The sequence below is a fragment of the Stieleria neptunia genome (assembly GCF_007754155.1).
Taxonomy (GTDB): Bacteria; Planctomycetota; Planctomycetia; order Pirellulales; family Pirellulaceae; genus Stieleria; species Stieleria neptunia.
The window spans coordinates 6536716-6555834 of sequence record NZ_CP037423.1; the positions used below are offsets into that span (position 1 = coordinate 6536716).

Here is a 19119-nt window from a genome sequence, read left to right on the forward strand (position 1 = left end):
TAAGGCCTCGGGCAGCGTCGCAGTGCCCGGCCGCTGACGCGGCGCGCGCGGCTCACAAAAACGACAGCCCGCTTGCGCCCCGCCGCTAACATCACGTCCCCCGCTCGGCGTCAAAGAGACACCGACGCCTGGGCGATTTTCGCTGCCGGTCGGTTACCAAAGCTGCGTCATGGCGTAGACCTCTTCGAGGGTCTCGTCTTCATCCTGGTCGTCGGATGGGGGCACCACGGCGCTCATCGCAGCCGTGACGTCGGACGTCCCGAAGCTCTCGTCGGCCGCTGCCGGAATCGCTTCCCCCTCGCCGCCGGAAACTGACAGCAACGACTCGGAGGTCGCTGCAGCGGCGGTCGCGGATTCATTCGACGCGGCAAGCGAAGAAAGAGACGTCGCGGCATCAGCGGCGAAAGTTGTCGTGGGTGCCGTCGCGACACTCCCCGATTCCGCGTCGTCATTGATTCGACCGATTTCGTTGGACCATGCATCGGAGCCGACGGGCATGACAAGCGTTGTCAGCAGCCGGTTGTACAAATATCCCGGAAGCAGGCCGAGTTCGGTGAAATTCTGGTCCTGCAACGCTTCGCCGGCCGTCAGCGTCGCCGTCAATTCATTGTTCCCGCCATCCAAGTAGGCGACAGGTTGTTGTTGGGTGATGGTGTACGTCCCCGCCGCCAACTCGGTGAACTGGTAACTGCCATCGGCCGCCGTCACCGTTTGCTGCTCCGCGCCGGTGGTCGTGTGGATCAACCTGATCGTGACACCCGGAATTGCCTCTCCGGTATCCAAGCTGCCGTTGGCATTGGCGTCTGCAAACACGAATCCGGAGATCGTGTCCGAACCGCTTGCGACGATCGTCAGGGTTCCGTCGGTTTCATCGTCCCCCGCGATGGGTGACGGCGTGACACTGAGTTGGCCTTCGTTCAACACGACCGAGGTCAGATCGATCGTGGTCGCCGTCCCGACCGTTGCATCCCCGCCGACGGTGAACTGCAACTCGACCAGGCTTCCCGCGGTCGCGGCTTGTTCGGATGACGACGAGATGAAAATGACGATCGTGCCGGTTGCATCGTCGACATTCACGGTCACCTGGGTGTCATTGCCACTGTCCCAGACCGAGCCGGCGGTGACATCGGCTTGTTCCAGATCCAACAGGTCGCTGTCATAGCGGAGCCGGATCTCGGCACCACGGACTCCATCGGCGTCATCGATGTTGACGGGAACGGAAACCACCGACGCCGGCGCTGCCGTCAAATCATCGGCGATGTCGACCGCGGCCAGTAACCGACGGGCCGAAAGACTCTCGATCGTCGGGCGTCGTCGTCTGTTTCTGGGAATCAATTTCATGGGGCTGTCAGGCGGGGATTCGGGTAGGTGCTCAGGAACAAGGCGGATTCCGTCGCCCCGATGTCACAGAGTATCTGAAAAAAACCTGACGTCGACGTTTTTGATGTGCTGTTCTCCGATGCAATGGCCCTTGGGGGCAAGCGATGATCGCGCCAGAACGGACTTGTGTCGATCCCCATGCCGGTCGGGAGGTTCGATTCGTCGACCGAGGCGCGGTGGGATCAGTGTTTGTTCTTGAACGACGAAATCACGTCCAGGGCGACGCGGTGCAGTTTGCGATTGCTGTCCATCGCCATCTTTCGCAGCATCCGGTGCGCTTCGGCTTCGCCCAGGCGCTCGTGCCGCATCAACAGCGACTTGGCCAGATCGATCTCCTTTCGTGAATCGAGCTGTGTCCGATATTTGTCGGCTTCATTTCGCAAGCGACGATAGGCCGCAAAGGTCGCCATCGCCAAGTCGATTGCCGGCTTGACTTTGACACGATCGACGCTGTCCACCATGTAGGCACAGACGCCCGAGTCGACCGCCGCGTGGACGGTTTGAGCGTCTTGATCTTGAGCGAACATGACCACGGGCGTGGGTTGACGTTGCCGGATCTCGCGCAGTTGTTCCAGCGTGTCGCGTTTCGGACTATCCAGTTCGATCAGGACAACGTCGGGTTTGACGGTCGCCACCAGCGCGAACAGATCGTCCAGCCCCGACGTCGAAAAGACGTTGGTGTAACCGTTGTCCCGAAGGATCTTTTCCAGAATCGCGCGACGCTGGCTCGACTGGTCGACCAGCATCAGCTTGAGCGTCGGTGGCGGAAGCGGTGTCGCCATCACTTAGAACTTTTTGTAGGGAAGAAATTTGCCGCTGAAGGTGATTTTCACTCGGTCTCCCTTCGGATCGGGTTCACGATCCACGTCAATCGAAAAATCGATTGCGCTCATGATTCCGTCTCCGAATTCCTCTTGTGCCACTTCTTTCATCGCCATGCCGTAGACCTGCATGATTTCATAGAAGCGATAGACAAAAGGGTCGCTGGGAATCGTTTGCGTCAGCGAACCCCGATAGGGATAGCCTTGCAAGACCTTGCAGTCGGCGTCGGTCAACTCCAACACCTCCTTGACCGCGGCGCAGTCGTCGTCGCTCATGGAGCATTGACCGGTCAGTGCCGCCGCGACCCAGACGGGACTCTGGCCGATCTTTTCGGCCAGTTCGGCCCAGGTCAGACTTTTGGCGACCTTGACCGATTCGATCTTGGTGACGACTTGCTCGAGGCTGGGCATGGGTTCTGTCATCGTGGTCATTGAGAGTACTCTGCGAAAGGAGAAAGAAACTGCGGGGTCAAAGGTTCGGAATCCAACAAAACGAAGCCGTTCAATCCGAGACGGATGCATCACTCTGGGGATAGGCATCCATCGCGTGGGCGGTGTCATCCAACGCCGTCGGCCGGCGGTTGTGGTCGATCAAAAATCGCAAGATGCGTGTCCGCAACCGCATGTAGTCGTCCGATTCGATCAGTTGTTCACGCGTTCTCGGACGCGGGATATTGATATCGACGATTTCAGCGACCCGTGCTTCGGGGCCGTTGGTCATCAATGCAATTCGGTCGCTCAACAGAATCGCTTCGTCCACATCGTGGGTGACCATACAGACGGTCGCGCCGGCCACATCCCACATCCGAATCAGCTCGTCCTGGATCGATCCACGCGTCAACGCGTCGATCTGAGCGAACGGCTCATCCAGCAGCAGGGCTTTGGGTTGCACCGCAAACGCGCGGGCCAGTCCGACGCGTTGGCGCATTCCGCCGGACAAGTGGGCGGGCATTTTTTTACCGATATCGGTCAGGCCCATCAGATGCAAATAGCGCGTCGTGTGTTGGGCAACCTGTTTGCTGTCCCAAGACGGGAACGCCGAACGCACGGCCACGCGGACGTTGTCAAAGGCTGACATCCACGGCATCAGCGCGAACGACTGGAACACCACCATCCGGTCCAACCCCGGACCGTGCACCTTCTTGCCGTCGACCAGGATTTCGCCGGACGTCGGTTGGTCGAATCCCGCGATAATGTTCAGCAGCGTGCTTTTCCCGCAACCGCTATGCCCGATGATCGAAACAAATTCCCCGTTCGCGATCTCCAGCGACACGTCGCGGAAAACGCAGACCTGGCCGTCGCCGGTCAACGACGGAAAAAACTTTGATGCGTTGCGGACGGACAATTGACCGTCGCTCGATTGGTCCGCTTCGGCAGGCGGAGCGGATTGAAGATCAGGAGTTGGCATTTCAAGTTGCATAGCTGGCCGCCTTGGAGAGTTTTGAGAACAGGGCATCCATCAGAAAGCCCACGAAGCCGACCACAAGGATGGCGAACAACACGCCGGCAATGTCCAAGTTGTTCCACTCGATCCACGTCAGATAGCCGACACCGAGTTCGCCGAGCAGCATTTCAGCCGGCACGACGGCCACCAGCGCCGAACCGAAACTGATCCTCAACCCCGCCACGATCGCCGGGGCCGCCGCCGGCAGGATCACCGTGAACAGTCGCCGGAACCAGCCGAATTCCAACATCCGAGAAACCCGCAAGTAATCCTTGTCGATCGATGACAACCCGAACGCCGTGTTCGCGATCGTCGGCCAAAGCGACGCCATGAACACCACCAGGATCGCGGTGATCGTCGGTTTTTGGACGGTGTACAACAGCAGGGGCATCCAAGCCAACGGGGAGATCGGCTTGAGCACCTGCAGGAACGGATTGACGGCATGAAAGATGACGGGGTTGAGTCCCACGACCACGCCGACCAGGATCGCGACCACGCTCGCCAGCACGAACCCGACGCTGAATCGCGACACCGTGTAAAAAATCAGGTGACCGATTCCATGATCGTTGGTTCCGTTCTTGTGAAACGGATGCGAAAGCTCCTCGACGATCTTTTTACCGACCAGCAGCGGTCCGGGCACGCCGCTGGTCTTTTCCTCGTTGAACACATAATCGCCGGCGTCGTTCATCACGATGTCGCCGTTGAATTCCAGCAACATCAGTTCGTCTTCGGTTTTACCCGTCGGGTCGAACGCGGGCCGACTGGTCGCGTACTGCCAGCCGCCCAGCAGGGCAACTAAAATCACGACGCTTAAAATCTTGGCTTGCCACCACTTCGGATCGCGCGGCAAACGCCAGGTTTTGGGATTCATCTTGAATTCGCCTGCGGGATTAAAGGTTGTTGATCGGGAAACTCGCCAAGTACTCGTCGGGTTTGGCCGGATCAAATTCTTTGCCCATGATCACGTGTTTGGTGTAGGTTTTGGTGCGATCTTCGTAGCCCATTTCCGAGGCCAGTTCGTTGCACTTGGTTGCCATGTAGACTTCTTCGGCGACCGTCTTGTAATCGAAGTCGGTATCGACGTGCTTCCAACGTTTCATCTGGGTCAGGATCCAGACGGCCATCGAATGCCAGGGCATGGGGTCGAAATCGATCCGATCGGGAACGTTGCCGATGCCGCCCAAGCCTGTCGCGTAGCGACCGGTCAGCACTTGTTCCAGCACGGTGACGGGCTGGTTCAAGTAGTTTCGCGGCGCGATCGCTTTGGCGATTTCTTTGCGGTTGGACTTGTCCGACGCATAGGCCGTCGCGTCGACGATCGAGCGGAACAGTGCCAGGAACGTGTTGGGGTGTGTGTGGGCGAACTCTTGCGAGATCGCAAACGCACAACAGGGATGTCCTTCCCAGATTTCTTTGGAAAGCTTGAAAATGAACCCCGCATTTTCGTACACCGCCCGCTGGTTGAACGGATCCGGGGCCAAGTACCCGTCGACGTTGCCGGCTTTCAAATTCGCCACCATCTCCGGCGGCGGAACCACGCGGATTTGCACGTCTTTGTCCGGATGCAATCCTCCTTCGGCGAGGTAATAGCGAAGCAGGTAATTGTGCATGGAATATTCAAAGGGCACGCAGAACCGAAAACCTTTCATGTCCTGAGCGGTTCTGACGCCCTTGTGCTTGTTGGCCAGCGTGATCGCTTGACCGTTGATGTTCTCAACCGCCGGCATATAGAACGGAACCTTGGGCGATCCGGCACCGAGGGTGATCGACAGTGGCATCGGCGACAGCATGTGCGCCGCGTCGACTTCTTTGGTGATCGCCCAGTCACGGACCATCGCCCAGCCGCTGGCGCGTCGCACCTTCGCATTCAGACCGTGTTTTTCATAGAACCCCATCGGCTCGGCCATGATGATGGGCGTGGCGCAGGTGATCGGGATAAAGCCGATCGAAAGATCCGGTTTTTCGATCTTGCCGATTTCCATCGCCATCGCTTTGGCCGTGTCCAAAGGAAACATGCCGCGGACGATTTCAGCGACCACACCGGCCCCCGCAGCCGCCAGTACCTTCCGCCGCGAAACATCACTCTGCCCAAAGATCGCCTTGACCACCGCCGTTTCGACCGCGCGGCTCATCGCGTCTTCGGACGACAGTGTCGCTTGCGTGACGTCATGGTCGGTGTTGCGCTGCTCGTCTTGTTCGTGGCATTCTTGTTCGTGGCATCTCTCTTGATGGCATCTCTCTCGATGGCACTGCGATGGAGAGGCCGGTTCGCGATGCGAGTGCCCATGGCCGCATCCCGCGTGGTGTTGATGTTCAAGCGATTGATCGGGATCAAAGGGATCACGCCGAAAGACACTCATGGTTAGATTCCTTGGAATGCGAAGATTCGAGCAGCAGCGCGCTGGCTCGCGATGGCGGAAGGGTCCGCGGTTTAGAAAGTCGGAACGACGTAGTGCGCATCCGCTTGTTTTTGATCGCTCAAAACATCCGATCACTCCGATGCTTCGCTGGCGAAATCACGTCGCAACAGTTGTGCCAATCCACTCTTGGGATCACACGGATCGGGGAGTGAACTCCGATGAATCGCTTGTTTGTCAATGATTTGTCGATGTCGACGGCAGAAAAAATCGGTTCGGTTTCGTGTTCCACTCAATCGGTCTGGCAGCACCGCTGCGTAAGGTCGGTGCAGGGCTGCTTGCGGAGCGTGCAATGCATGACGAAGGACCGGTCAGACGAAGCACCGGTCAACCGGCCAAACGCTTGACCGCGATTGCACCTTGGTTGCCAAAACACAAAATCAATCACGTGGCCCGGATTGATCGGTCTCTGGATGAATGGTCTGCCGGGAATCCGTTAGAATTGCCTCAGCTCGATTCCCCACGTCCGGAGACAACCATGATTTCCCGCAAGACTTTGTGCTCGATCACAGCCTGTGGGCTGTGTTGGATGGTTTTGTTGATGCCATCCGTTTCGTCGGCACAAACCGCCGAAAAACTGTCCAGCCAGTACATCCCGGACGACGCGGTCGCCGCCGGGTTTCTTTCTCCGCGCCAAATGCTGACTTCACCAGAGTGGGAATTGGCCCCGATCGAAGTCGCGCAAGCCGCGGGCATGCAGTATGTCGGCGTCGACCCGCTGAATATCGACGATGTCAAAGTCATCGTCGGCATGCCCGGCCCGATGGGCCCGCAGGCCGGCGCGGTGATTCAGTTCAACGTCGACACCGGCATCGGTCAATTGAACCCGATGATTCTCAATGAGCTTGAAGCGAAACAAGTCGACGGGCTGGAGGTCTACGAGAGTCGACGCCCGCCGATCGTTCGGCTTCATCAAGCCGGTCCACGCACGATTCTGGTCGGCAGCGGAGGCTACCTGACAAAGATGCTGGCCGCCGGTGAGGGTGGGACCGGGCAAGTGCCAAGTCTGGTTTCACGGATCCCGCGCCGAAACGGTGTCACACTGGTCGCCGGGATGCAACAGATCCGCCCCCTGGTCACCGGCATGCTGCGACAAAACGCCGGGCTATTGCCGCCTCCACTGAGAGATCTGACCGAGATCGGCGAACTGACCGATGCGTTGTACGTCAACATGGACTACGCACCGATGTCCGGATCGTTGATGATCTCGGCGATCGGACGCGATGATGATTCCGCGGCCAAGTTGGAGGACGCGCTGAATCAGGCGATCGATTTCGGGCGCATGATCGCGACATCCGAAATGATGAACAACGTCCAAGGCGAAGATCCGGTCAACCAGGCGATGGCAAAGTACATCGAACGGCTGGGCACGGAGATTGCCGCGATGATTCGTCCCGAACGCAAGGGCAAGGTCGTCACCGTGCGACTCTCCGGCAACATGGGCACCACCGGGGTCCTTGTCGGTCTACTAATGCCCGCGGTCCAAGCCTCACGCGCAGCCGCACGTCGCATGCAGGCTAGCAACGAACTGAAGCAAATCGGTTTGGCCATGCATAACTACCATTCCGTTTACAAAAGCCTTCCCGATCGCGCGATCCGAGATGAAAACGGAAAAGCCTTGCTCAGTTGGCGGGTCGCCATCTTGCCCTTCATCGAACAGCAGGCGCTCTACGAGCAGTTCCATTTGGATGAACCTTGGGACAGCCCCAACAACCGCCCGTTGTTGGATCAGATGCCGAGAACCTACGCCGATCCCAGCGCGATCGTTCCCCCGGGACACACCGTGTTTCAGGTGCCCCAGGGAGAGGAATTGATGTTCCATGATGCTGGTCCAACCGCGTTCCGCGACGTGCGTGATGGCCTCTCCAATACGATCATGGCGATCGAAAGCAGTTCGCAGGCCGCCGTACCGTGGACCAAACCGGTGGACTTGGAAATTGACCTTACCGATCCGCTGGCAGAAACGGGTGACAGCCGTCCGGGTGGCTTTCACGTGTTAATGGGCGACGGTGCGGTGAGGTTCATCGCCGATGCGATCGATCCGGAAGTGTTCAAAAAACTGTTGACGCGGGCCGGGGCAGAACCGGTCAATTTTTGAGCAGCCTGCCGCCTGAACTGCGATGGGCAGCGGGTTGTCCATCGCAGCCATCCAATCGGCACACCTGGTGGGATTCAATGGAACGTGATGACCCGACACGAATCCGCGACATCGCGACCCGTTGGAGTTTGATCCGCCGGGCGCATGCGGGTGAGGACACATCCGCCACGTCGGCGCGACACGCGCTGGTCGACCGCTACAGCGGAGCGGCATGGCGTTATTTGCTGGCCGTCACTCGCGACGAACAAATCACCGAAGACCTGTTTCAAGAATTGGCACTGCGCGTTTTGCGTGGTGATTTGCGTCACGCCGAATCGAGCAAGGGCAGGTTCCGAGACTATCTCAAAACCGTCCTGGTCAACTTGGCCAGGGACTACTACCGGAATCGCCGCGATGCAGAACTGCCGCCGGCGTTGGCCGATTCGCTGGCCGACAACAACGTCTCTGCCGCGGTCGGCGACGAGCGTGAATTCATCGATTGCTGGCGTGATGAATTGTTGCAAAAGACCTGGACTGCACTCGATGACGTGAACGCAAGGCTCGCTGCGGTGTTGCGAATCCACGTCGAAAACGAAGACCTGTCGGCAGCCGAAAAAGGCAGGCTCGTCCAGGAGTTGCTGGACAGCCCGTTTTCGGCAAACCGCTACCGAGTGACGCTGCATCGGGCCCGCGACAAGTTTGCCAAGTTGCTGGCCGATGAGGTCGCTGCTACTCTTGATTCCCCGACCGAAGAAGCGCTTCGGCAGGAGTTGCGAACGTTGCGGTTGCTAAAATACTGCGAACCCAAGACATGAGCTTTCCCGTGCCGGCATCGGTTTTCGCAGGTGGTTTCACCGTCATCACCGCAACCACCTCGTTCAGAAACGCGGTGGCCGTCATGCTGAGCCAAAAGCCGGCCATCGCCAGGGCGATCAGGACCACCACGGTGTGACGAAATTGATGGTAGCTGTCGGCGGTGAAGTGTTCTGGCCCGACCAAGATCAACAGCGTTGCGGCGCCCAAGGGGGTCAAGCCGGCGATGATCTGGCAGATGCGATTTTTGCCCGGAACGTCGGCGATCTCGTTCGACGCCGTTTCTCGTAATCGATCAACGTCACGCCACAGCGACATGTAGACGGCTCGCAAGACGACAAATGCAACGACGTAATAGTTCGTCACGATGCCGACCAGCCCCGTCACCACAAACGCGACGCCGGTGTGGAGCATCACGCCACGGTCGACCGGTCCGGCCAGCAACTCCATGCCCAACGGAATCGTGATCGCGAACGGCAGCCACCCGACGCTGCCGAGGACAAAGGTCCAGAACGGTAGACGCAACGTTTGTCGCCTGGCTTCGCGGAGTTCTTCGGCACCGAGCAATCGATCGCCGCGCAATTTTTGCCAACTGTTTGCGGCCCGGAACAAGGTTCGATGCAGCATCACGCCCATCAGCGAGATCACGGCGACGTTGTACCCACCGACCATCTGAAAAAACGCCGTCTGCTGCGCCGACGTCAGGTCCTTGATCACCACCACACCGATGTACAGCAGGTTGATGGCACTGGCGGTCAGATTCGGAACACAGGTGCACAGCAAAATAAACCACAGCGGGTACTTTTGGGCGACGGCGGTGAGCGTTCCCTTGGCGGGCAAGGAGCGTTCGACGCGCAACAATTCGAAGCAGCCCGACAATGCGTCGGCAAGTTCTTTCGCCGAAGAATACCGATCCTGTTTGTTCGGTTCGAGGCAGCGACCGATGATGCGACGGAGAGCCGGTGCGACATTCGCGTTGCCTGGTTGGACCACTTCAGGGCGCGTGCGTTCATGGCCCGCCATCGCCAACTCCAGCAGCACCGCGCCGAGGGAATAGAGATCGCTTTGCTCGGTGACTTGATCGGGACCGCTGGGGTGATGGGGATTGAGGGCGTCAAAATGCTCGGGTGCCATGTAGCCGATCGTCCCACCAAAAATGGCGTCACGATCATTCGAAACGTCCGCCGCGGGCAATGACAAACTGAAATCCATCAACAACGGCTTTCCGTATTGATTGACCATGATATTGCCGGGCTTGATGTCCCGATGCAGCACGCCCCGCCCGTGCGCATACGACAGTGCTTCGGCCAGTTGTTGACCGATCCAGCAGGCGGCTTCGTCGCGGTTGCACTGAGCCAACTGCTCGCGGCTTCTTAGACTTGCCGGATCCATGACGGCCGGATGCGTGTTGAGATCGTCAACAATGTCCAGGATCGCGTTTCCGTCCCATTGCTTTCGGCCCGGAAAACTCAAACCCCGAATCACATCATGCAAGGTTCCCCCAGGCACATATTGCATGCACAGCAGCCGGATTCCGCGATCGGAAACCACCTCTTCGGAAAACACCTGCACGACATGCGAGTGTTCCAGACGGGCCATCGTCCGACCCTCGTGGCCCAAGTCCGCGGTGATCTTTAGCGCAACGTCGCGATCGAGCGAACGCTGTCGTGCCAAGAAAACTTTGCCGAACGATCCCTCACCGGCCAAGCTGACCAGTTGAAAGTCGCCGATGCAATGCCCCAGTTTTGAAAACGCCGAAGCGAGCCGCCGTGACTTTGAAATCATCTCGGGCAGGCTGGGCGCCATTCCGCTTCGCGTCTCCGATGGCACGCGTGACTGGGGCGTGGTGGATTTGATCTCGGAACGCAAAGGCCGAATCAGTTCAGTCGTCATCGAGCTCTCCAATCGGCGATGGGATCGCGACTTGCGGTCACGCCTCGCAAATGCCCGCTGCTCAGATGATCGTGGCGACCGAACGGATGTTGCGAGAAAAAATGAAAAAATCAGATGCGACGTATTTTCCCTCCGGCGTCCGTTTCCCGAGACAGCGCAGCACTCGAGTGCCGGACCGTTCGGCAATCTCCTGCGACGGCGCCGGATCGAGGGGCTATCATGGACGCGTCGCGCCGCAACGTTCCGGCGCCGTCTTCCCTTCCCGGTATCCCGCCTCGCCCCCGACATGTTCAGACTTTTTCTCCCATCCTGTTTTGTCGCTTGCTGTGTTTCCGTTTCACTCGCATCCGATTCGCGTCCCAACGTCCTGTGGCTCTCCTGTGAAGACATCAGTGCACACCTGGGATGCTACGGAGACCCGCACGCGATCACGCCCAACATCGATCAATTGGCCGGCGAGGGCGTTCGATACACCCACGCGTTCACGACCGCCGGGGTGTGCGCGCCCTGCCGCAGTGGGATCATCACAGGCATGTACCAAACGACGCTCGGGACGCATCACATGCGGTGCACGGCCACGCTGCCCGACTCGATCCGTCCCTTTCCCCGATACCTCCGCGACGCCGGCTACTTCTGCACCAACAACTCCAAACAGGACTACCAATTCAAGACGCCCCGCGACACCTGGGACGTTTCATCGGGCAAGGCACATTGGCGCGACCGCGGCGATGACGCGACGCCGTTCTTCTCCGTTTTTAATTTCACCGGTTGCCACGAATCCGGCATCGCATCCAAAAGCAAATACGAATCCGTCACGGAAGTTCTCACCGACGACCAGCGTCAAGACCCTGCCGCGTTGCAGTTGCCGCCGTACTACTGCGATACACCGGTCACGCGCGAAGACTGGAAACGCAATTACGAACTGATCACGGCCATGGACCACTGGGTCGGCAAACTGATCGGCCAATTGAAAGACGACGGTTTGTACGAGAACACGATCATCATGTTTTGGTCCGATCACGGCGTTGGGCTGCCGCGGGCGAAACGCTGGTTGTACGATTCGGGCACGCACATTCCACTGGTCGTTCGCATTCCCAAGGCGTATCGCGTTGACGGACAGGGCACCCCCGGTCAGGTCTCCGATCGACTGGTCAGCTCGATCGACTTCGGCCCCACCGTCTTGAACCTCGCCGGACTGGATGTCCCGCCCCACGTCCAGGGACAACCATTTTTGGGCAAAGACCTGCCGGCGGCGCGGCAATACGTTTACGGGGCCCGCGACCGGATGGACGAACGCTACGACATCATCCGCATGGTGCGCGACAAACGCTTCCGCTATCTCCGCAATTTTGAACCACTGAAAAGCTATTACCAGTACATCAACACCTGCGAGAAAGGTGCCACGATGCGTGAGTTGCGTCGCTTGCATGACGCCGGCGAGTTGACGGCCGAAGCGGAATACTATTTCTCGCCGACCAAGCCGGTCGAGGAACTCTACGATTGCGTGGCCGATCCGCACGAGGTCAACAATTTGGCGGGCGACAGTGATTATGCCGATGTGTTGAAACGAATGCGTGCAGCACAAACCGAGTGGATCGGCGAAACGGGAGACTTGGGGTTGATCCCCGAAGCGATCATTGCCGAACGAGCAAAAGAATTGGGCAGTGAATTTGCGATCCTCCGGCAGGCCGACGCGGAACGCTACAACGCGCAACTCGGTGACATCGCCGTCGCCGCTTCCAGCGGACCGTCGGCGCTCCAAAAGCTGGTCGATTCTGCCGACGACGGCGATAGCGTGATTCGCTATTGGGCGGCCACCGGCATCGGCAATCTGGGCGTGGCGGCAAAGGGAGCGGCGGTGGAACCGATGAAAAAGTTGTTGACCGATCGCTCCTCGGCGGTCCGGACCGCAGCCGCACGAGCGCTGTGCCGGATGGAGTTGCCCGATCAGGCGTTACCGGTTTTGATCCATGAAATGACCACCGGCGCCCAGTGGGAGCGGTTGCAGGCGGCCATCGTGCTGGACGAAATCGACGACCAGGCGCGGCCGGTGATCGATCCGATGCGGCAAGGATTGGAGTATCAAAAAGGCTTCAACTCCGACGGCAAGTACCGTGTTCGCGTGATGAATCGAGCCTTGAACGAACTCAACGGGACGGCGAATGTGGTGGATTGACGTTGCCAGGGGACGCACAACGCTCAGGCTCTCTCTTTGTCTTCGTATCCCGAAAGGGATAGCCAGCAAGTAGCCGGCGGTCGAGCGCAGCGACCACCGCCGGGGTCGAAACGAAGCGACAGCATGACCCCGACGCGCATCGCAGAAATCGCTGTGACCCCGTCGGGGTCAAACCGTCATTTGGTCGAGGTTTCCGGTGGTGCGCGATCGCGACCACCGGCTACTGGCTTTCACCCCTTTCGGGGTGACGCATGGCCTGCACAGCATGCCCTACCGACGGTCCAATTCGCTCAGCTTCAGCCGGACGCTCAGGATGTACGGCTGCTCGCCCTTGGTCCAATGGCCATAGGTGGTGGTGACGATGGTGTCGTCCGGCAACACTTCGACGCCGGGATAGGCGGTGTCGGCGCCTTTGGTGTTGTCGCCCAGGCGCACAAAGTATTGGCCGTCGCGGCCTTCGACAAGATCGTCCCAGGTTCCGACCCAGCCCACCCAATCGCCTTCGAAAACGCGATCTTTGCGGGATTGAACGGGCGACTGGCAACGATAGCTGATGAACAGTCTTCCGTCGGCAGTGTACTTTCCGGTGTGGCGGTCTCCGGTCAGGGCAAGCGGTACTTCCCGAGGCGACGACCACGTTTTGCCTTCGTCATCGGAGAAGATGATGTGTGAAGTCTTTCGCCGGGCGTTTTCGCGCAGCAGCACCGCCAGCCGTTTTCCGTCGGGAGAGCGGATGCAACCGGGTTCGCAAAGATGAACGTCGGAGGATTGATAAACGGACTGGGGGGCTGACCAAGTCAGGCCGCCGTCGGTGGAGAAGGTTTTGTAGAGCGTGAAGGTATCGGAGCGTTTTCCATCGGCGGCGAAGAACCGCCCGTCGTCATGGAACATCGCCAGGTAGTGGCCGGGTCCGGTCTGGAGCGCTTCGACAAATCCCATCACGACGATCCCGCCCCAATTGCCGACGGGTTTCAGCGGACTCCAATCCAGTCCATCGTTTTCCGAGACCGCCAGTCGAGCCGGATACAGCCCGGACCACATGATGATGCGTTTGGTGCCGTCGGGGCCGATCACGCGGTGAAGTGTCGGGACTTCCTTGGACGTCGACCAGTTCTCTGGGGTCGGCAATCGGTCGCTCCACGTCAGTCCGCCATCGTCACTGCGTTTGTAAACGATGCCGCCGCGGCCATGCCCTTTCGGATACACGCACAGCATCGTCTTGCCGTCTTCCAACAAACACGTGGTCGGGTGTCCGAGGTATTGCCCCGGCTCGCGATCGACGATCACCTGACGGTCGACGTCGTTGCTAAGATCAATGGTGGTCAATCGTGGTGAATCTTGGGAACGGGGTGGTTCCAAAAAACCATGTTTGACGAGGAATCGGTCCAACTGCCGGATCGAGGTTTCGTAGCTGGAATTGTCGCCGCGACCGTGGTTAAAGAATCCGTGTCCCTGGCCTTCGAATCCGACCAGTTCGCAGTCACCGCCGGCCTTTTCCATCGCCCCGCAGTACTCCTGGACCGTCCAATACGGGACCGTCGCGTCGGCTTTCCCATGGAAGATGATCGTTGGCGGAGCCTCCGCACCGATGTGGTGGATGGGCGAGAGTGCTTTGGGATCGGTGCCCATTCGTTCGGGAAGGCCGGCGACCTTTTCCGGGTCTAGCGGCGGCCGATCATCGATCCCGGCCAAGACGACGGCCGGATTGAACAGTGCCAGCGCGTCGGGGCGACTGCTGACCGACGTGTTTTCGCCGGATTCGTCCAACCCTTTGATCACGCCGGTGCACGCGGCGACGTGTCCTCCGGCTGAGCCTCCGCCGGCGACGATTCGTTCGGGATCAACACCCAGACGATCGGCCTGCTGGCGGATCCAGCGGACGGCCGATTTGCCGTCGGCGACACATTTCAGTGCCTTCGTCCCTTGGCGATTGAGAACACGATAGTCGGCCGTCATCGCGACCATACCGCGTGAAGCAAGGTACTTGCAATGCTCGACGAACTGGTTCGGCGTGCCATTTTTCCATCCGCCGCCGAAGAAGAAAACGATGGCCGAACGCCGGTCGGTCGGTTTGTGATCGGCGGGATAAAAAACGTACGCGTTCAACGACACCGGAGCCCCCTCGGCGTCCTCGGTGGTCTTGTACACCTCGACCGCCGCTCCGGCGTCGCGCATCTTTGTTTCGGTTTCTTGGTCCTGGGCCTGGAGGCCGGAATCGGGGATCGCGATGAGTGCGATCAGCACCAGAAGAACGGGAATTCTGTGGGACATGTGGGCCACCAAAGCGGGAAAGAAAACGGAAGGAGCGTGGAACACGCTGGAGGCGGGAATGGATTAGAGTATAGCCCCACCGCAGCCTCGTGTCTTCGAGCGACGCCGAGTGATCGTGCGCCTTGCTGTCGACACCAGCCTCCAACCAAAACGCCCTTCCATTCCCCTGCCCCACCGAACGCATCCGCTCATGATCCGATTCAAGAGTTTTCCGCTATTGGTTTTTCTTTTGGCGTCGTCAATTGGCTCCAATGCATCCATCGCCGAAGACCCCAGAACTGCTGCCCCGCCATCCGCCGACAAGCTCGACTTTGCCACGCCAGAGTTTTGGGAAACGCTCGACAAAAAGCCGGTGACCGACAGTTGGGAGTTTGCCGACGGGGAGGTCCGGTTGGTCCATCCGCGTGGCGGCAACGGCAGTCTTGTCAGCGGCCCGCTGCCGCCGAATTTTGAATTGTCGTGGGAATGGAAGATCGAAGAAAAAACGAACACGGGATTGAAGTACCGCGTCCGCCGGTTCGGCAGGCACCTGTTCAGCAACAACTATCTGGGGATCGAGTATCAGATCATCGACGACAAACCGACCAGTCTGGCCAAGGGCAGCACGGCGTCGATCTACGATCTGGTCGCGCCGGGGGCCGAAAAGGTGCTGCATCCGGTCGGCCAGTGGAACCAGTCCCGTGTCGTCGCCAGCGGCCATCGACTGGAACATTACTTGAACGGTCAGCTGGTTGCCGCTGCCAAGACGACCGGACCGAGTTGGGACAAGACGATCGCGCTGAGCAAGTTCTATGGTTCAGAGGATTTTGGCAGCCCCAAGCCCGGTGACCGCATCATGCTGACCGACCACGGCGGGAAAGCGGCCTATCGAAAGTTTCAGTTCACCGCCAAAGACGTCGACCCCACCGATCTCGAAACTCCGACCGCGACAGGGCCGTTTCTCGGCAATGCGATGCGCAACAGTTGGGCGGATCAAGATTCGATTGTGATCTGGACACGCACGACCGCCCGACCCGATTTCGTCGCCGATGGCAAGGAATTTGTTTCGATCTCCAGGAGCGACGCGTCAAAGCTGTCTAAAAAGACCGATCCCGAAAAACTGCTCGGCGAACAACTTCCCCAGGGCGCAACGCTTTCGCAAATGCTGGGGGCATGCCCGGGGGCGGCCGGACGCGTTCGGCTGATGTACTTTCCCGGCAAACAACGGTACGCAACCAAGACCACCGATTGGATCACGACAGGCCCCGAGAGTGACTTCACGGCCCAGTGGAAGATCGAGGGCTTGAAACCGGACACACAGTACGCCGCCATTATCGAAGCCCAGTCACTCGACGGCGACGAAACCACGGCGGTCCTCCGCGGGGCCTTTCGAACCGCACCGAAGGTCAACGCAGCAAAGGACGTCAAGTTTTGCATCACGACCTGTCATGATTTCATCCGCCGCGACGATGGGATGAAAGGCCACAAGATCTATCCGACGATGACCAAAATGCAACCGGATTTCATTGTCCACGCCGGTGACATCGAATACTACGACCAACCCGATCCCTGGGCGATGACGCTGGAATTGATGCGTTTCAAATGGGGTCGAATCTTTGCCCTGCCTAGAAACCGAGACTTCTACAGCCGAACGACCAGCTACTTTTTGAAAGACGACCACGACACGTTGAAGAATGATTGCTGGGCCGGACAAACGTATGGGTCGGTCAGTTTCGAGCAGGGGGTCAAACTGTTCAACGAAGAACAATTTCCGTCGTTAACCCCACGCTACACCAGCGTCCGGTGGGGGCGTGATCTGGAAGTCTGGTTCTTGGAAGGACGCGACTACCGCAGTCCCAATTCCATGCCGGACGGACCGGAGAAGACGATTCTGGGTGACGAGCAAAAAGAATGGCTGTTCAAAACGCTCGATGAATCGACCGCGAAATTCAAAGTGATCTGCAGCCCGACGCCTGTCGTCGGCCCCGACCGGGCGAACAAGAAGGACAATCACGCCAACGAGATCTTTGCCTACGAAGGCGATGAGATTCGCGCCAAGCTGGCGACGCTCGAGAATGTGATCGTGCTCTGTGGCGACCGCCATTGGCAATACGCGTCGTTTGACCCGGAGTCCAAGCTTTGGGAATTCGGCTGCGGCCCGGGAAGCGAGAAACATCAACTGGGCTGGAAACCCGGCGACCAGCGGCCGCAACACCGATTCCTACGCGTCGCCGGCGGATTCCTGTCCGGTGAATTGCAATACACCGGCGACGAGAAAGAGCCGCATTTGACGCTGCGGCATCACAAGGTCGACGGAGAAACCGTCAGCGAGTTTGTGTTTCCGGTCGAGGACGAGTGAAGTAGGGCACGCTGTGCGTGCCGATCCGTGGGTGTTTCGCTTTGAGCCGCTTGAGTGTGATGTGGTCAGCGGAGCGTTGTACGACGTCCTTTCGAGGTCGTCGTCGCGAGTCCAACGGACGACGGCCCGGAAGGGCCATCGTACTCGCAAAACCGGTCGCTGCGAAGCAGCGACGGTGGGCGGCTGAAGAGACCGTCCAGCTTAGGGCTAGCGCGAAACGCGACAAATCTGAATGATCTGACCGATTGGGTGAGAGGTGGTCGGCGGAGGGGTGTACGACGTCCTTTCTAGGTCGTCGCGCAGAGCCCCACGGGCGACGGCCCGGAAGGGCCATCGTACATCAGAAAAGCGATCGTCTTAAGCTGGACGGTCTCTGAAGCCTGCACACCAACACTCCCCCCCGTGCCATGCTCAGGTCTTAGCCGTCCAACCGTTCGCGGATGAAGGTCGGTTTGGGGGTTCCGCGTCCTTTGCGGTCACAGCGAAAGAATTCGGAAACGTATCGCACCGGCGTTTTCTTTTCGGGGACTTTGAAACGGTCACCTTTTTGCAGCACGGGGCGTGTCTCGTCCATGCGTCCGAATTGTCGGGTCCCGGCAGCTTGACAGGGATACCAGTGCCCGTTTCCATCGGCGTCTTCGAGATAGAACTCGGGATAGCAGTGATCGGGAATCCAGACGACACGTGCGGGAATTTTCAAGTTGCGACAAATCGCGACGAACAAACTGGTCATTTCTTCGCAGTCGCCTTTGCCCTCTTTCAGCGCCAACGAGGCGTTTTTCAGATCGCCTTCGACGTACTGCACTTTGTCGCGGACGTAGTCATAGGCTAGTTCCACGCGCCGCCAATCGTTGTCCGCTTCCATCTGTGCAACTTCATTCGCTGCCTCGCGAATCGAGCGGTGCGAGGCATCGATGAAGGGACTGTTGCCGGTGTAAAGTTTCAGATCGCGTGAAAGTCGTTTGGGAATCACCAGCGTCGACGTGTCATCCGGGGGCAGGATGCGCGAACGCTGAATATCGACGTCGATGGTGAATTCGACCGTCGATCCGGCAGCGACGCGCGGCATTTGCAAGACGACCTGTTTCGTGCCTCCGCCCAACTCGCGCACCTCCCAACGTGTGACTTGGGGGGCGATGTTCTGATTCCGCACCGTGACCGTTTGTTCGGGCCAGTCGGTGGGCACGGGAAAGGTCGCCAGGACGTTGGTGCAGGTCACCGGTGTGGTCAAGACCAGACCGATCCGCCAATGGGTCATCGGCTGTTCTTCGTACACCAGTGCCTGGGCGTTGGCCGACGAGCCAACAAGGGAATCGATCGAGCCGACGGCTGCGGCGCCCCACAGCGCCGAGCGTTTCATCCAAGCTCGCCGAAGGATCGAATCGTTAAATCGCATGGAATTGCCTAGGGATGTGCCGGTCGGGAATGGGTATCTGCCTACGAAGGATCGATCGGAACAATCAGTGGGATAGGCTTCCAGCCTGTCATG

Annotated in this window: 13 protein-coding genes; 4 read left to right on the top strand and 9 right to left on the bottom strand. The window is 59.0% G+C overall.

Features of this window, described 5'->3' with window-relative positions; translation table 11 throughout:
• Window positions 1–153 precede the first annotated feature (153 nt).
• From Enr13x_RS22765 to Enr13x_RS22790, 6 genes are all read right to left on the bottom strand, one after another.
• Window positions 154–1341 (bottom strand): cohesin domain-containing protein, encoded by a 1188-nt coding sequence (locus tag Enr13x_RS22765; RefSeq protein ID WP_145389169.1) that lies wholly within the window; start codon window positions 1339–1341, stop codon window positions 154–156.
• 221 nt (window positions 1342–1562) lie between these two features.
• Window positions 1563–2162 (bottom strand): ANTAR domain-containing response regulator, encoded by a 600-nt coding sequence (locus Enr13x_RS22770; protein WP_145389170.1) that lies wholly within the window; start codon window positions 2160–2162, stop codon window positions 1563–1565.
• A gap of 3 nt (window positions 2163–2165) precedes the next feature.
• Window positions 2166–2624, bottom strand: a complete 459-nt coding sequence (gene cynS / locus Enr13x_RS22775) for a cyanase (RefSeq protein ID WP_197455289.1) — start codon at window positions 2622–2624, stop codon at window positions 2166–2168.
• Between the two features lie 79 nt (window positions 2625–2703).
• Entirely contained in the window at window positions 2704–3609 is a 906-nt protein-coding gene (locus tag Enr13x_RS22780; protein ID WP_145389172.1) for an ABC transporter ATP-binding protein, read from the bottom strand.
• 1 nt (window position 3610) lies between these two features.
• Window positions 3611–4516 carry an ABC transporter permease gene (locus tag Enr13x_RS22785; RefSeq protein ID WP_145389173.1) on the bottom strand — a complete coding sequence of 302 codons (906 nt, stop codon included), beginning with the start codon at window positions 4514–4516 and terminating at the stop codon, window positions 3611–3613.
• A gap of 19 nt (window positions 4517–4535) precedes the next feature.
• Window positions 4536–6005 carry a CmpA/NrtA family ABC transporter substrate-binding protein gene (locus Enr13x_RS22790; RefSeq protein ID WP_145389174.1) on the bottom strand — a complete coding sequence of 490 codons (1470 nt, stop codon included), beginning with the start codon at window positions 6003–6005 and terminating at the stop codon, window positions 4536–4538.
• Window positions 6006–6603: 598 nt separating this feature from the next.
• On the opposite strand from Enr13x_RS22790, the gene Enr13x_RS22795 reads away from it, so the two are divergent.
• On the top strand, window positions 6604–8160 hold the full coding sequence (locus tag Enr13x_RS22795) for a DUF1559 domain-containing protein (protein WP_197455290.1): 1557 nt from the start codon (window positions 6604–6606) through the stop codon (window positions 8158–8160).
• Window positions 8161–8237: 77 nt separating this feature from the next.
• Complete coding sequence (locus Enr13x_RS22800; protein WP_145389176.1) at window positions 8238–8954, top strand: RNA polymerase sigma factor; 717 nt, start codon at window positions 8238–8240, stop codon at window positions 8952–8954.
• Here the strand turns inward: Enr13x_RS22800 and Enr13x_RS22805 are convergent.
• Window positions 8869–10845, bottom strand: coding sequence for a serine/threonine-protein kinase (locus tag Enr13x_RS22805; RefSeq protein ID WP_197455291.1), 1977 nt, complete (start codon window positions 10843–10845; stop codon window positions 8869–8871). The genes Enr13x_RS22800 and Enr13x_RS22805 overlap by 86 nt on opposite strands.
• Before the next feature lie 286 nt (window positions 10846–11131).
• On the opposite strand from Enr13x_RS22805, the gene Enr13x_RS22810 reads away from it, so the two are divergent.
• Window positions 11132–13021: a sulfatase-like hydrolase/transferase gene (locus tag Enr13x_RS22810; protein ID WP_145389178.1), complete on the top strand. Its 1890-nt coding sequence runs from the start codon at window positions 11132–11134 to the stop codon at window positions 13019–13021.
• Between the two features lie 270 nt (window positions 13022–13291).
• On the opposite strand, the gene Enr13x_RS38190 is transcribed toward Enr13x_RS22810, so the two are convergent.
• Entirely contained in the window at window positions 13292–15265 is a 1974-nt protein-coding gene (locus tag Enr13x_RS38190) for an alpha/beta hydrolase fold domain-containing protein (protein WP_231743717.1), read from the bottom strand.
• A gap of 217 nt (window positions 15266–15482) precedes the next feature.
• Here Enr13x_RS38190 and Enr13x_RS22820 point away from each other — a divergent pair, with 217 nt between their 5' ends.
• Window positions 15483–17630 (top strand): family 16 glycoside hydrolase, encoded by a 2148-nt coding sequence (locus Enr13x_RS22820; protein ID WP_145389179.1) that lies wholly within the window; start codon window positions 15483–15485, stop codon window positions 17628–17630.
• Between the two features lie 418 nt (window positions 17631–18048).
• On the opposite strand, the gene Enr13x_RS22825 is transcribed toward Enr13x_RS22820, so the two are convergent.
• The gene (locus tag Enr13x_RS22825; RefSeq protein ID WP_231743718.1) at window positions 18049–19026 is read right to left on the bottom strand and encodes a transglutaminase-like domain-containing protein; all 978 of its coding nucleotides are present in this window, start codon (window positions 19024–19026) and stop codon (window positions 18049–18051) included.
• Window positions 19027–19119 lie beyond the last annotated feature (93 nt).

Coding starts and splice junctions, on each gene's coding strand:
- Enr13x_RS22800 (WP_145389176.1), top strand. CDS start 8,238: ATGGAACGTGATGACCCGACACGAATCCGCGACATCGCGACCCGTTGG.
- Enr13x_RS22790 (WP_145389174.1), bottom strand. CDS start 6,005: ATGAGTGTCTTTCGGCGTGATCCCTTTGATCCCGATCAATCGCTTGAA.
- Enr13x_RS22765 (WP_145389169.1), bottom strand. CDS start 1,341: ATGAAATTGATTCCCAGAAACAGACGACGACGCCCGACGATCGAGAGT.
- Enr13x_RS22770 (WP_145389170.1), bottom strand. CDS start 2,162: ATGGCGACACCGCTTCCGCCACCGACGCTCAAGCTGATGCTGGTCGAC.
- Enr13x_RS22820 (WP_145389179.1), top strand. CDS start 15,483: ATGATCCGATTCAAGAGTTTTCCGCTATTGGTTTTTCTTTTGGCGTCG.
- Enr13x_RS22805 (WP_197455291.1), bottom strand. CDS start 10,845: ATGACGACTGAACTGATTCGGCCTTTGCGTTCCGAGATCAAATCCACC.
- Enr13x_RS22825 (WP_231743718.1), bottom strand. CDS start 19,026: ATGCGATTTAACGATTCGATCCTTCGGCGAGCTTGGATGAAACGCTCG.
- cynS (WP_197455289.1), bottom strand. CDS start 2,624: ATGACAGAACCCATGCCCAGCCTCGAGCAAGTCGTCACCAAGATCGAA.
- Enr13x_RS22810 (WP_145389178.1), top strand. CDS start 11,132: ATGTTCAGACTTTTTCTCCCATCCTGTTTTGTCGCTTGCTGTGTTTCC.
- Enr13x_RS22785 (WP_145389173.1), bottom strand. CDS start 4,516: ATGAATCCCAAAACCTGGCGTTTGCCGCGCGATCCGAAGTGGTGGCAA.
- Enr13x_RS22780 (WP_145389172.1), bottom strand. CDS start 3,609: ATGCCAACTCCTGATCTTCAATCCGCTCCGCCTGCCGAAGCGGACCAA.
- Enr13x_RS22795 (WP_197455290.1), top strand. CDS start 6,604: ATGCCATCCGTTTCGTCGGCACAAACCGCCGAAAAACTGTCCAGCCAG.